The organism is Lysobacter sp. N42, assembly GCF_004344885.1.
In genome coordinates, this window is the sequence record NZ_SKFB01000002.1 from 356,952 (window position 1) to 371,625 (window position 14,674).

Annotated in this window: 8 protein-coding genes; 6 read left to right on the forward strand and 2 right to left on the reverse strand. The window is 45.5% G+C overall.

Annotated elements, in window-relative coordinates; genetic code table 11:
* The first annotated feature begins 53 nt into the window (after positions 1-53).
* The 4 genes from hexR (at position 54) to EYQ95_RS06890 (ending at position 7,774) form a co-directional block, all read left to right on the forward strand.
* A complete protein-coding gene (gene hexR / locus EYQ95_RS06875; protein ID WP_111915163.1) occupies positions 54-911 on the forward strand; it encodes a transcriptional regulator HexR in 858 nt (285 codons plus the stop codon).
* Positions 912-921: 10 nt separating this feature from the next.
* Positions 922-1,953: a type I glyceraldehyde-3-phosphate dehydrogenase gene (gene gap, locus EYQ95_RS06880; RefSeq protein WP_111915164.1), complete on the forward strand. Its 1,032-nt coding sequence runs from the start codon at positions 922-924 to the stop codon at positions 1,951-1,953.
* A gap of 162 nt (positions 1,954-2,115) precedes the next feature.
* Positions 2,116-4,755, forward strand: coding sequence for a glycoside hydrolase family 16 protein (locus EYQ95_RS06885; protein WP_111915165.1), 2,640 nt, complete (start codon positions 2,116-2,118; stop codon positions 4,753-4,755).
* A 34-nt stretch (positions 4,756-4,789) separates the two neighbouring features.
* Entirely contained in the window at positions 4,790-7,774 is a 2,985-nt protein-coding gene (locus EYQ95_RS06890) for a TonB-dependent receptor (RefSeq protein ID WP_111915166.1), read from the forward strand.
* 369 nt (positions 7,775-8,143) lie between these two features.
* Here the strand turns inward: EYQ95_RS06890 and EYQ95_RS06895 are convergent, their stop codons facing one another.
* On the reverse strand, positions 8,144-10,477 hold the full coding sequence (locus EYQ95_RS06895; RefSeq protein ID WP_207916252.1) for an exo 1,3/1,4-beta-D-glucan glucohydrolase: 2,334 nt from the start codon (positions 10,475-10,477) through the stop codon (positions 8,144-8,146).
* 167 nt (positions 10,478-10,644) lie between these two features.
* A complete protein-coding gene (locus tag EYQ95_RS06900; protein WP_111915168.1) occupies positions 10,645-11,886 on the reverse strand; it encodes a sugar MFS transporter in 1,242 nt (413 codons plus the stop codon).
* A 98-nt stretch (positions 11,887-11,984) separates the two neighbouring features.
* Between EYQ95_RS06900 and EYQ95_RS06905 the strand changes: the two genes are divergently transcribed.
* Both EYQ95_RS06905 and EYQ95_RS06910 read left to right on the forward strand, forming a co-directional pair.
* Positions 11,985-13,346 (forward strand): GH1 family beta-glucosidase, encoded by a 1,362-nt coding sequence (locus EYQ95_RS06905; RefSeq protein ID WP_111915665.1) that lies wholly within the window; start codon positions 11,985-11,987, stop codon positions 13,344-13,346.
* The gene (locus EYQ95_RS06910; RefSeq protein WP_111915169.1) at positions 13,343-14,668 is read left to right on the forward strand and encodes a glycoside-pentoside-hexuronide (GPH):cation symporter; all 1,326 of its coding nucleotides are present in this window, start codon (positions 13,343-13,345) and stop codon (positions 14,666-14,668) included. The genes EYQ95_RS06905 and EYQ95_RS06910 overlap by 4 nt, the downstream gene beginning before the upstream one ends.
* Positions 14,669-14,674: the final 6 nt, after the last annotated feature.

Sequence of the window (14,674 nt, forward strand, 5' to 3'; positions counted from 1 at the left end):
GATTTACCAATTAAATGTAATTTAACTACAAAATAATACACGGTACAGCACGCATGTTAGACGAAATAAGAAATCAGCTAGATCAACTTAGTAAATCAGAGCGTAAAGTAGCTCAAGTCATTTTGGCGGATCCAGAATCGTCAATTCACCACAGTATTGCGCATCTCGCTCATCTTGCCGACGTCAGCGAGCCTACGGTAAATCGCTTTTGCAGAACTATGGGAGCCAAAGGCTACCCTGACTTTAAGCTTCAAGTAGCCAAGAGTCTTGCAAAGGGAACACCTTATGTACATCGACATGTCGAGCAGAGCGATAGTGCAGCATCATTCAGCTCTAAAATTTTCGAATCAACTATTTCATCCTTGCGTCTCACTCAACAGAATTTAGATATTGAAACGCTTGAACAAACAATTGAGCATCTCAATCGAGCTGGCAAGATTATCTTTATGGGGCTAGGCGCCTCTGCCTCTGTAGCCCACGACGCTCACAACAAGTTTTTACGCTTCGACACACCGGTGCTTTTTTCTGACGATATTTTAATGCAACGCATGTTGGCCATTAACGCTAAAAAAGGCGATGTACTTATTTTTGTCAGTCACACAGGAAGAACTAAAGCACTAATTGAGATAGCGGAACTTGCAAGGCAGTCGAACGCCATTGTCGTAGGTGTTACTGATGCAGACAGTCCTCTAGCCCACGTATGCTCTCTCGTTCTTTCAACCCAAGTACCTGAAGACACTGACGTGTATATGCCCATGGCATCGAGAATAGCTCAACTTCTATTGATCGATGTTTTGGTTACTGGTTTTACATTGAAAAAAGGTCCTGCTTTGCAGGAGAAACTTCGACTGATTAAGGCTACGCTTCGCGATTCACGCTACGACAAGCCTGATCATTCCAACTACGAATAGGAGGCACACCATGACTACTCGAGTTGCCATAAATGGCTTTGGCCGAATTGGCAGAAACGTGGTCCGCGCATGGCTTGAACGCCAATTGCACGATGACATTCAGATTGTTGCCATCAACGATTTAGCAAGACCAGAGCTTAATGCACATTTACTAAAATACGATTCAATTCATGGAGCACTGGCGCACAATGTATCAGCATCAGAAAATGAACTAAGAATTGACGACTATTCAATTTTACTTTTACGTGAAAGAGAGCCAGAGCGGCTCCCCTGGAAACAGCTACAGGTTGATATCGTTCTGGAGTGCACTGGACTTTTTACATCGAAAGCTAGTGCATCACTGCACCTGCAAGCAGGAGCTAATAAAGTTCTAATATCCGCGCCTTCAGTAGATGCAGACGCAACAATAGTTTTTGGAGTTAATCATCACCTTCTTTCGAACGCGCATCGAATCGTCTCAAATGCCTCATGTACAACAAATTGTCTTGCTCCAGTAGCAAAACCAATACAAGACGAAATTGGAATAGAAAGCGGACTCATGACCACAGTTCATGCGTTTACCAACGATCAAAACCTCACGGACTCTGTTCACTCAGACCCGCAAAGAGCAAGAGCAGCAACACTGTCGATGATTCCTTCTAAAACAGGAGCAGCAGCTGCCGTTGGTTTGGTTATTCCCGAATTGAAAGGTAAGTTTGATGGTTTAGCGGTTCGCGTCCCTACCCCAAATGTCTCTCTGGTTGATCTGAGCTTTATTGCACAGCGCGAAACAACAGTAGAGGAAGTTAATGCTTGTATTACGAAAGCCGCTCAATCAAGTTCCGTTCAGGGAGTTCTCGATGTAAACCGATTACCTTTAGTATCGAGTGACTTCAATCACAACCCGCATTCATCAATTTTCGATGCTAACCAGACGAGAGTAAACGGAAGACTTGTTAAAATCATGGCATGGTACGACAATGAATGGGGATTTAGCCAAAGAATGCTAGACACCAGCCTGGCGTGGTCAACCGCATCAGAACAAAGAAAAATTCAAGCTTAATTCAAAGCAAAATTACAATATTTTAATAATTTTTTAACGACATGGATTGACGCTCAAATTTTCTTGTTCTATTTTATGAAAGCGCTTTCATAAGCAAATAAATATAAATTAGAAATAAAACAACAACGAATACGGTATGAGTCAACAATCAGGAACTCAGTTATGTATAACAGCAGAACCAACAAGAGTGTAATTACGGCGCTCTTTATTACGTTAGGCCTCGTCGGATGTGGTAGTGAAGACGTTAAAACGGTCTCAGATTTCGAGTCTGTGGACACCACAGCCCCCGTAGATGACTGGCAACTCGTGTGGAGTGACGAGTTTTCCGGTAGTCAAATTGACACCAATAAGTGGACCTTTGAGGTTGACTGTCGCGGCGGAGGAAACCAAGAGCAACAATGCTACACGGACAGCGCTGAAAATGCTTATGTTTCTGACGACACACTGAAGATTGTTGCCTTGCCAGCAGAAGAAGGTGCTGACTTGCCGTATACCTCGGCACGACTAAATACCCGGTATAACGGTGACTTCAAATACGGACGTATTGAAGTGCGCGCACGTATGCCTAGAGGTCAGGGTACATGGCCTGCTATCTGGATGATGCCAACCGACGAAGTCTATGGAGGTTGGCCTAAGTCTGGTGAAATAGACATCGTAGAAGCTGTTAACCTAGGTGCACAAACAGCAGAAGGCGAGGAAGAAACTCGCGTATATGGCACCCTTCATTACGGTCGTGACGCACCAGACAACTCATCATCAGGCACAGCCTACGCTCTTCCTGGAGGCGCTAGTCCTGCAGATGGTTTTCATACATATGCTATTGAGTGGCAAGAAGGCGAAATTCGCTGGTACGTAGACGGCTACCTCTACCAAACACAAACGCGCTCATTTGTGAGATTCAATAGCCGCGGTGAAGCGGTTGGCTTGCGTCATCGTGGTTGGTTTGCGGAGTACTTTAATCAGGCATCCGGAGACCTAGAAACAACTTGGGATGCAGCGCCTTTCGACCAACGTTTTTACTTAATTATGAACTTGGCTGTGGGTGGAACATGGCCTGAAAATGTAAACGAAACCGGTATCGATGCTGATGCTCTCGCTAACGGTCAAACATTCGAAATCGATTATGTCCGCGTGTATGAGTGTGGCTCTAACCCACAAACAGGTCGCGGTTGTGAAACAGTTCGCGACGGATATAAAGACGCAGAAACTTACGTAGAGGGCGACGCCCCCATTCCCTCGCCTCCGTCTGATGGTGTTGCTCGTAATTTAACTATTTTTGATGGCACACCGAATCCAAACTGGCCTGCATGGGATTGCTGTGGCGGCTCTACACCAGAACTTGTAGATGACGCTGAGAAAGGCAGTTCATATCGATTTGTCGTAGGTAGTGCGCCAACAGTAAATGGGTTTATTACGCGTTCAGATTTTATTACCGATCCAGCTGGCTCACCTTCTCCGTTTGACGCGTCACCGATATTGGAAACGGGTTCCATTTCTTTCGACATTAAGGTTGAATCTCAACCGAATGACGCTTCTTCAGTTTGGCTGTTTAAAGTAGAGAGTAACGGCGCGTCTACGGCTGCTGAATTACCTCTCACAGACAGTAATGAAGGACTAGCGCCAGCAACAGGCGAGTGGCAAACCGTTACTTACTCATTACAAGCACTTTCAGACGCGGGTCTTGATGTTTCTGCAATTGATGCCTTTATGGTGTTCCCAGCATGGGGAACGGGTGAAGGCGCACAGTACCTCATTACCAATGTTGAAATTTCGGCGCCAGAGGTGGCATCTCCTGAGCTGGTCTTGTTCGATGATAGCGAGAATTCAGACTGGCCCCTTTGGGACTGCTGTGGCGGTACCATCCCAAGTGTTGTTGAAGATGAAGAGCGAGGCCCTGTAGGTGAATTCACGATTGGAGCCACGCCGACAGTTATGGGTTTCAAACCAGCAGATGGCAGCGGGATTCAATTTGATGCGTCAGCATTGTTAATTGAAGGTGTTGTCCAATTTGACATGAAAGTTGTTTCTGCACCAACAGACTCATCATCAGTGTGGAAATTCAAAATCGAGTCCGATGGCGCTTCAACAGCAGTGGAAGTTGACCTATCTACTGGTAATGCAGGTAACGAGCCGGTGGTTGGTGAATGGCAAACTTACACTTTCAGTTTACAAACATTGTCTGACTTAGGGCTCGATGTTTCTGCTATCGACGTTGTCATGATTTTCCCTGCATGGGGAACTGGTGACGGCGCAACATACCGTGTGGATGAAGCTAGAATATACAACCCGAGCGCAGGTGGTTCAGGTTTAACTGTGTTCGAAAATGAAATCGTTGAGGGTTGGTCTTTGTGGGACTGTTGTGCAGGTACAACGCCTGAAGTTGTTGCTGAAGACGCACCATACGGGTCAGTTGCTGAATTCTCGATTCCAGGATGGCCTGAAACAGTACTAGGGTTTCTTGCGGACGAGGGTGTTTCCTATGATGCGTCAAGCATGGTGGCAAACGGCGCTATAAGTTTTGATATGCGCATTGTTACTCAACCGGATGGCGGCGAAACATCTTGGCTATTCAAAGTAGAGTCTACAGGTGCCGCAACAGCTGTCGAATTGGCTTTAGAGTCTGGTAATTACGACACGCCTCTTGTTACAGGTGAATGGGCAACATATCACTTCCCGTTACAAGAGTTATTCGATGCGGGTCTCGATTTAACCGATATCAATGTCATCATGATATTCCCAGCGTGGGGAACCGGCCAAGGCGCGGTTTATCAAGTTGATAACGTTAGAATCGATAACTTTTAATGCGCACAGCACTGACAAAACGGATAACTAAATTATGAAAAAATTAACGTTTATGAAGAGCCCTGTTGCTGCAGCTGTGTCGTTGGTTTTAGCCAGCAGCTTTATTACACCTTTGTACGCACAGGACGCACAAGAACAAGAAGAGCAAACGGAACAAACTCAACAAACTGAGCAAGAGAACTTCGAGGTCATTGAAGTTCGAGGAATTGTTGGAAGCTTGGCTCGTTCAACTGCATTTAAAAGAGATAGTAGCGGCATTGTGGACGCAATCTCTGCAGAGGAGATGGGGAAATTCCCAGACACCAACCTTGCTGAGTCTCTACAGCGCATCACAGGTGTTTCAGTAAGTCGCGTAAATGGCGAAGGTAGTCAAATTACGGTTCGCGGCTTTGGTCCTGAATTTAATTTGATTACCCTTAACGGCCGCCAAATGCCGGGTACTGGTTATACGCGTTCATATAACCTAGAGAACCTGTCTTCTGAAGGGGTAAATGCGCTCGAAGTATACAAAACCGCAAGAGCAGCCACTCCAAGTGGTGGTTTGGGAGCAACCGTTAACATCGTTACAACTCAACCTCTGGAAAGACCGGGACAACGCTTTTCTGTCTCAGGCAGAGCCCTACATGACTCCTCTGTCGCTGACGGAAGCGATGTAACCCCTGAAGTTGCAGCTGTCTACAGTAACACTTTCGCAGACGACCGCTTTGGGGTTGCATTTTCGTTCTCCCAATATCGACGCGACTTTCAAATTCAACAGGCGAACATTCAAGGTTGGCAAGCAAATGTACCATTGCCAGGAGACTTACCAGAGTCTTCAGTAATCGATCCTCGCCCAGTCGACGAGGAAGGTAATCGCGTAGGTAATCATTTCTTTCCTAAAGATATGAACTACGGTATCGCGGATCTCGCACAAGAGAGAACAAACGGCCAACTAACCCTTCAGTTCGAGCCAATAAATGGTTTGGTCTTAACGACTGACTACACTGCAAGTCGCAACTTAACAGGTCGTGAAGCCTTTGGTTGGGGTATCTGGAATGAGTTCGGCGGAAATATTAATGCTTACGAGCTAGACGAAAACGGAACGGCAGTTTATGCAGATATTGCCGGTAACGACGGTTCTTTCACAGCAGAGAAAGGAACGACTGAAACCGAGGCAGAATCGGTAGGCTTCAACTTAGAATATCAATTAAGCGACAGCTGGAGCTTCTGGTTTGATGCGCATGACTCAAGCAACAAAACAGATGACGGTGCCGATGCAGGTAGCGGAATGTTTGGTCAAGTGATTCTGGGCTCTGACCAACTTCGCTCAAAAGTTTATGACTACCGTACGGGTGAAATTCCACAAGTTTTAATTAACTGGAACAACGGAACAAATGTTCTAGACCCTGCGTCAATTGACTCTAACTTCAGTCAGTTCTTCCACCGCCCTGGTGAGAGCAATATTACTCAGTATCAATTCAAAACAGACTGGTATAACTATGGCACGTTTGATGTTCCACTCGTGAAAGTTACAGCTGGTTTATCTAGAACTGACCAAGAGATGGGAGGCTATACTGCTTGGAGTGGGCTGAGAGGAGGACCTGGATTTAACCCTTCATTCGCTCAAATTCTTCCCGACAGTATGTTTACATATAATGGCACAGGAAGCTTTTTAGACGAGCTTTTAGGCGGTGGTAGTAACCTCCTAACCGACTATTATTATACTTATGATTTTGACGAAGCAGTGGCCCGTCAAATGGCATACATCACAGAAGCACTGATGGGCAGTGATGCCTATGTAGCAGATCCTTATTTCGACGGAATTGACAGCGAAAGTTATGTTAACGAAGTAACAAACGCGCTATTTATTCAGTCTGATTGGGAGTTCTACGTTGCAGACTTCCCTGTTCAGTTAAATGTCGGTGTACGCTACGAAGAGACTGATGTAACAAGCCGAGTTCGTCAAAGCGTTGAGCGACAAGTCAACTGGGTAAGTCCGTCTGAGTGGATTATGCAATATGAGCCTTCAGACCAAGCTACGTTCCTTACCCTCGAAGGTAATCATGACGTACTCCTTCCAAGCTTAGACTTCAAGGTCGAGTTAACACCTGACCTAATTGGTCGCTTCTCATACGGCAAAACAATAGCTCGCGCTCCTCTAGGTGATCTCGCTGGTGGACGCTCACTGAGCGGAAGTCCAAAACCAGGCTCTCGCTCAGGTGGACAAGGCAATACCAACTTGCTTCCATTTGAGTCCACCAACTTCGATTTGTCGTTAGAATACTATTATGACTTCGGTAGTTATGCCGCTATCGGTTATTTCCGTAAAGAGGTTGATAACTTTATCCAACGGTCTATTACAACAACGACAATCGACGGTTTAAGAGACATTCTCAATGGTCCTCGCTATGCACAGGCTGTTGCATCTTTGGAAGAACGCGGTGAACAAGCAACGAGTACAAACATTTTCAACGAGATGATTGCTCTTGGGTTCGGTAATGGCGAAGGCGTCATTGAACCTAACGCTGATGACCCTCTGATGGAATGGCAAATTTCACAACCGACCAACACCGACACCAAAACCGTAGACGGCTTTGAAATTGCTGTTCAACATGTGTTTGGAGAGTCTGGTTTTGGCTTGGGTGTGAATGCTACGGTCGTCGACGGAGACGTGGATTTTGATAACGAGAGCTTAACGCAACAATCACCACTTGTGGGCTTAAGTGACTCTGCCAACTTCCAAGGGTTTTATGAAAAGCATGGCTTGTCTGTGAAAGTAACATACGCATGGCGTGACAGTTACCTTATCGGTGTAGGCCAAGCGCAAGGTTCTGCTGACGCTCCTCCACAATATGCTAGAGAGTACGGGCAATGGGATATGAGCGTGAACTACAACTTCACAGAAAACTTTTCTGTGTCTTTTGAAGGATTAAATCTTACGAACGAAACCGAGCAAGGTTATGGTCGTTACGAAGAGCAATTCTTATTCGCTCGTCAGTACGGACCAAGATACTCACTAGGCTTTAGATACAGCTTCTAAGGCGGTCTTCAATTCATAGTGCAAAAGCATGGATGCTTATTTAAGCAAGACAATGGGACAGCTAATCGCTGTCCCTTTTTTTATCCTATCGCACCTTAAACTTACCTTACGCAACAAGACCTGCTATCCCGCAAGGTGCATTTTTCAATTGAAATTAAGCGGCCTGAGTATCGGATAACGATATTCAGCAATGAATATACGATTCATAAACGTTTCTACTAAACATGCCCCAACCATTCACCGCTCAACTTTTCGTGCGCCGCCAAAGACAATATAGAGAAAGTAAATAATAGCAATAGACAAGAGCCTACAAGAACAAAAAAGCCCACCTCACGGTGGGCTTTTATTTGGTTGGTTCGCTCAATTCAGTTAAGGACTTACGCAATGCAAATGAGCATTTTCAGGAGCCTGCTGAACAAAACGGATATCATTAAAACTGATTTCCAACGGGTCGGTCGAAGATAAACCGAATACACCACTAACGTGTCCTAAATTCAGGCCTTCTTGCTGCATACATGAGAGATCAAAGTAAGTTCGTTGCCACTGACCTGGAGGTAGCTCCGCCAAAATAGGCTGAACATTTACATTGAGTCCGCAATCATTGCCACAGTACATATTTAACATGACGTTAGTCGCAACAGTTTCAGGTACTTTTAAGGTAACAACAAGTGCACTTCGGTCGCCCATAAATGCTCTAAGATCTCTTGGGAAGGGAGCTACAAAATTAAACGCCGCCTCCTGAGCACCGCTGAACTCAAACCTTCTTGCGTCCTCTTGTACCTCATCATCGAACGTAGAAACAGCGACGGCTCCTTGAGACTGAATGCTACTTTCAACAATAGCGCGCGTATCTCCGCTACGCAGCTCTAATAGCCATGGAGCTTTCACTGCACGTTCGAAAATCACGAGATCCTCTGTTTCACTCTCACCGCCTAGTTCCTCATTAAGCAAGCTTGTGAACAAAGGCGTGTCGCCGTAACTCATTCCGGCGCCAACCGGAAGCAGTTCACGATTATCCTCAGGGTCCGCAGGCCAAGCAAAAGAAAGTCGGCCCGTAACATCATATTGAACGTCGCCATCAGCATTTCGAAGAATTACATCAGCCACGCCTTGCCCTTCACTACCCGGAAGCCACACAGCAACAAAGGCATCTGATGCATTTAGTTCAGGGTTTACCCACATAGGACGACCACTAATGAATAAGGTCACCACAGGTATCCCCTGCTCTTGAAAGCGCTCTAGCAACGCTAAGTCGCTCGCATTGCCACGCTGATAATCGAGGTTATTTAAATCACCATTGCCCTCTGCATAAGGTTGTTCACCGAAAACTACAACTGCGACATCTGGCTTATCATCAAAGCTTCCGTCCTCTGATAACCGAACTTGTCCACCCGCAGCCTCAACTTGCTCAGCAATACCATCAAAGATAGAAGTGCCACCAGGAAAATCATCATTGGTGTTACCTGTGCCCTGCCAACTAATTGTCCATCCCCCGGACTGCTGCCCAATATTATGCGCGCCGCTTCCTGCTACAAGAATATTTTGGGTCGGATGTAGAGGTAGTAATTGGCTATCGTTTTTTAACATCACTAAAGATTGACGCACCGCGTCACGCGCGATAGCTCGATGCTCTTGAGAACCAATAATTCCACTACGACCCGCCAAAGGACGATTAGCTGGACTCGGCTTGTCGAAAAGGCCCGCACGGAACTTAACACGCAATACTCTTCTTACGGCATCGTCCACACGTTCTTGTGAAATAATTCCTTCTCGTACCTGCGCAACAAGGTTATCAAACAAAGGACGCCATGATTGAGTTGGCACCATATAAACGTCGAGTCCCGCATTCGCAGCTTGAGGACAGCTTTCATTAGTGCAACCTGGAATTTGTCCGTGACCATTCCAGTCCCCTACAACAAATCCGTCAAAACCCATTTGTTCCTTGAGTACTTCTGTAAGTAGATACCTACTACCGTGGATTTTTTCGCCATTCCAACTATTGAAGCTAGCCATTACCGTTTGAGCGCCAGCTGCTAAGCCGCCAACATATCCTTGCGCATGCAAATCAAATAATGTCTGCTCGGTAACTTCGGTATTTCCTTGGTCTATGCCGTCCGTCGTTCCTCCGTCCCCTACGAAGTGTTTAACGGTACTAATTACTCTCTGCTCGTTAAGGAAGTCTTCGCCAACCTCACCTTGCAACCCATTTACGATAGCAGCAGAATATTCACGAACAATATTTGGGTCTTCAGAGTAACTCTCATAAGAGCGTCCCCAACGTAAATCCTGAGCAGCGGCAACTGTTGGAGCGAATACCCAATCAATGCCAGTAACCATGACTTCCCGCGCCGTAGCACCAGCTATATCTCGGATAAGATCCGGGTTATTGGCTGCGCCAAGACCGATATTATGTGGAAATATCGTGGCTCCAATGACGTTATTGTGGCCATGAACTGCATCTGTCCCCCACATTGTGGGAATAGATATTCCATCAAGACTGTCATCAATGGATGCTTGATACATAGCGTCGGCGAGCTCAATCCAGTCTTCCGGGGTTGCATATTTATCATTGCCCGGAAATGCACCTCCGCCATTTAAGTACGAGCCAAATCCGTACTCACGCATATCTTCAACGGTAATATCTCTAATCTCAGGTTGAATCATTTGCGCTATTTTTTGCTCTAACGTCATCGTTTCGAGCATCTGGGTAATTCGACTCTCAATTTCAGTATCAAGACCAACTGGAGACTCTATGTGCGGCCATATATTGGACTCCGCTACTGTCGGCTCACTCGTATTTTCAGCGCATCCAGCAACAGACAAAGCTACTGTGAGTAAACACCCATTGAGTGCATGTTTGCTCCTAAGCATTAGGCTGTCTCCCCTTCTGGTGATTGCTGAAGTTTAGTTTGTGGTTTATATCCTTTGTAACCATAAAACGCGATATATAAGTAACAGACAAGAGGAACCACAAAAGCCGTCTGAATACCGACTTGGTCAGCTAGCAGTCCTTGTAGAAGCGGCACAATAGCGCCACCTACTATCGCTAAGCATAAAATACCTGAGCCCTGCCCTCGGCTATCACCTAAGTTTTGTAACGCCAAACTAAAAATAGTTGGAAACATAATGGAGTTACATAAGCCTACGAATATCAGCGCCCACATGGCTAAAGTTCCCGAGCTTGTCATTGTCGTTAGCAACAATAGCACTGCTGCAAGAGCATTAAACATCAACACCTTTTCACCTGAAATTCTCTGCATAATTGCAGCACCTAAAAATCTTCCCACCATGGCACCACCAAAATACCAAGAGATGTAATGAGAAGACTGAGACGTTGGCATATTTCCTATTTCAGGAAGCGCGATATACATAGCTAAAAAGCTACCAATGCTCACCTCCGCGCCTACGTATACAAAAATACCCAGTGCTCCAAGTACTAAGTGACGCTGCTTCCAAGCGGACCCTTGCGAGGGTAACGCGCTTGCGGTATTCGTTTTACCCATGTTGGGTAATTTAAGCTTCAAAAAGACAGCTGCCATTACTACAAGAGTTGCGGCCAGAATAAAATAAGGCAGGCTTACGGCGTCTTTAGACACACCTGATATTTCTGGGTCGGTAACACCTTCGAAAATTAACCATGCCCCAAACAACGGAGCTACGGTTGTACCTAATGAATTAAAAGCTTGCGTCATTGTTAAACGACTAGAAGCTGTTTCAGGAGCGCCAAGGACAGTTACATATGGATTCGCAGCTACCTGCAGAATAGTGATCCCCGAAGCTAAAACAAATAGCGCCAGCAAGAATAAACCATAAACTTCCGCTTGTGCGGCTGGATAAAACAATACGCAACCGGCTCCAGCAATCATTAAACCCGTCACAATCCCATTTTTGTAACCTATTTTTCCTATCAACATACCTGCTGGTATTGAGACAATGAAATAGGCTCCAAAAAAGCAAAATTGAATGAGCATTGACTTGGCATAGTTCAAGTCAAATAGGATTTTAAGGTAAGGAATAAGAATATCGTTCATACATGTAATGAAGCCCCACATAAAGAAAAGGGACGTCAGTGCGGTTAATGCAAACCGGTAGTTGTTGTTTTGATTGGTCATGGTTGCCTCAATCTAATTATTTTTTGACCTTTAGCTACTTTGAGCCTATTATGAAAGCGCTTTCATTTATAGCATAATTAGACGGATTCGCAATGCTTATGAAGAAAATCACTTTACCCAAGCAGTCTAAACTACAGTCTTCACACTTTATGTTTGGAGTTGCGACCAGCTCATTCCAAATTGAAGGTTCTGCGGACACAAGGGAGCCTTGCATCTGGGACACCTTTTGCTCTCAGTCGGGACGTATAAAAGACGGTTCTAACGGTATAGTAGCGTGCGACCACGTTGCAAAATGGCAAGAGGACGTTCAGCTTATCGCTAATTTAGGAGCGGAGGCCTATAGGTTCTCTATAGCTTGGGGACGCGTCATCAACGCTGACGGCAGTGTGAATAGAGTCGGATTAGATTTTTACGTGAAACTTGTAGATGCGCTCAAGGCAAAAGGTATCGCAGTTCATGTCACGCTTTACCACTGGGATTTGCCTCAGTATCTCGAAGACCGAGGGGGCTGGCTTAATCGCGAAACGGCATACCGATTTGCCGAATACGCTGAAGTTGTCGTAAAAGCCCTGGGTGACAAGGTAGCTCAATACTCCACAATCAATGAGCCATTCTGTAGCGCTTACTTAAGCTACGAAGCGGGCATTCATGCACCAGGCCATAAGAATCGCAAAAGTGGCAGACAAGCAGCTCATTACCTATTACTCGCCCACGGACTCGCACTACCTGTATTAAGAAAGTATGCACCAAATTCAGAGCATGGCATTGTTCTCAACTTTAGTCCGTGTTACCCAGCGACAGAAACCGAAGCTGATCGCCGTGCGGCACTTGCAGGGCACACTTACCACAATTTATGGTATTTGCAGGCTATTTTGACTGGTACCTATCCAACCCCCATTTATCCACTCAAGAAGGATGAATATCCTGAAATTGAGCAAGGAGATATGGAGGTAATTTCCCAGCATATAGACTTTGTAGGTGTGAACTATTACACCAAAACGGTTTTTCGAGAGAAAAATAACTGGTTCTCCGATGTTCCCGCGACAAAAGAACCCCTCACAACAATGGGCTGGGAAGTTTACCCGGAAGGTTTCACTGAAATACTCGTTCAGCTTAACGAAACCTTCGACAACCTTCCTCCGATCTATATTACGGAGAATGGAGCAGCATTCCCTGACTATAACGATCAAGGAAGTATTCACGACATCGCAAGAATTGATTACTATCAAAGGCACCTGCATGCGGTCCATGACGCAATAGAAGCTGGTGTAGAGATACGTGGCTATTTCGCTTGGAGCTTGCTCGACAATTTTGAGTGGGCTGAGGGGTATACGCAGCGTTTTGGTATTGTGTATGTTGACTTTGAAACACAGGAAAGAATATTGAAAGATAGTGCTAAGGCTTTGAGAGCCCTGTGGCTCGATAGGAAACTACAGAATCAGTCCGTGGAGGGCTTATGATCTCTCGTAAGGAGAAAGTGGCCTATGGATTGGGTGATACTGCTAGCAATCTTATCTTTCAAACGGTCATGCTATTTTTGGCATTTTTCTATACCGACATATTTGGTATTTCCGCAGCGGCCGTAGGAACTATGTTTTTAGTGGTCAGACTGATAGACGCAGTCACTGATCCGCTAATGGGATTACTCGCAGATAAAACTCAAACCCGCTTCGGCCAATTCAGGCCGTATTTAATCTGGCTCGTTATTCCTTTCGCCGTCTTTAGTATTCTTGCTTTTACAACACCGGGGCTATCAGGCTCCGGAAAGCTAGTTTACGCGTATGTAACTTACACTCTGCTTATGCTCGCATACACGGCAATTAATATTCCATATTCAGCGTTAGGTGCAGCAATCACACAAGACCCGGAAGAGCGTGTGTCAGTTCAATCCTACCGATTCGTTTTCGGTATGCTTGGGGGGCTAATCGTCACGTTATGTACGCTGCCGTTGGTTGAGGCTTTGGGAAATGGAAATAGAGCGCTAGGCTATCAACTCACCATCGCCTTCATGAGCGTGCTCGGTGTCATTTTCTTTCTGATATGTTTCGCGGGTACGAAAGAGCGTACTCAACCGAACCACTCCCAAAATCTTACCTTAAAAAGTGGGCTCCAAGTTCTATGGAAAAATGATGCGCTCAAAACTTTGGCGATAGTTGCAGTGCTTCTGTTAACCGGTATCGCAATAAAAAATACGCTCGCCATTTATTATGTGAAATATTACCTGATGCGTGACGACTTGGTCACAGAATTTGTCTCGATTGGTATGGTGGGTAATATTTTAGGTTGTGCGATAGCGAATCCACTAACGCGCCGAGTCGACAAAGTTATTGCGTACAAGGCGTTACAACTTATTGCAGCCGCTCTTTCGCTACTTGCATTTTGGGTTGCGCCTAACCAACTTTCACTCGCTTTTATTCTCTATTTCTTTTGGTCATTTTTCTTACAAATGGCAACCCCCATGCTTTGGGCAAAAATTGCTGATGTTGTCGATCTAGGGCAAAAACAGTCTGGTATCCGCGCTACCGGATTAATATATGCTTCGGTAGTGTTCTTCATTAAAATAGGTATCGCTATTGGTGGGGCTATCGCAGGATGGTGGCTCGCCCTATATGGGTATCAAGCAGATCAAACGCAGACAGCCGAAAGTCAATTTGGTATTCTCGTAGCCTTTACCGTATTACCGGCAATCTGTTCTATATTAGTAGCTTGGGTAATGCGTGGATATAAACTCGATCAAACACGTGTTTTACGGATATCTAAAGAGCTCACACAAAAAATATAATTAGAA

Bases quoted from the DNA above. Each gene is read 5' to 3' on its own strand.
- hexR (WP_111915163.1), top strand. From the start codon at position 54: ATGTTAGACGAAATAAGAAATCAGCTAGATCAACTTAGTAAATCAGAG.
- gap (WP_111915164.1), top strand. From the start codon at position 922: ATGACTACTCGAGTTGCCATAAATGGCTTTGGCCGAATTGGCAGAAAC.
- EYQ95_RS06885 (WP_111915165.1), top strand. From the start codon at position 2,116: ATGTATAACAGCAGAACCAACAAGAGTGTAATTACGGCGCTCTTTATT.
- EYQ95_RS06890 (WP_111915166.1), top strand. From the start codon at position 4,790: ATGAAAAAATTAACGTTTATGAAGAGCCCTGTTGCTGCAGCTGTGTCG.
- EYQ95_RS06895 (WP_207916252.1), bottom strand. From the start codon at position 10,477: ATGCTCGAAACGATGACGTTAGAGCAAAAAATAGCGCAAATGATTCAA.
- EYQ95_RS06900 (WP_111915168.1), bottom strand. From the start codon at position 11,886: ATGACCAATCAAAACAACAACTACCGGTTTGCATTAACCGCACTGACG.
- EYQ95_RS06905 (WP_111915665.1), top strand. From the start codon at position 11,985: ATGAAGAAAATCACTTTACCCAAGCAGTCTAAACTACAGTCTTCACAC.
- EYQ95_RS06910 (WP_111915169.1), top strand. From the start codon at position 13,343: ATGATCTCTCGTAAGGAGAAAGTGGCCTATGGATTGGGTGATACTGCT.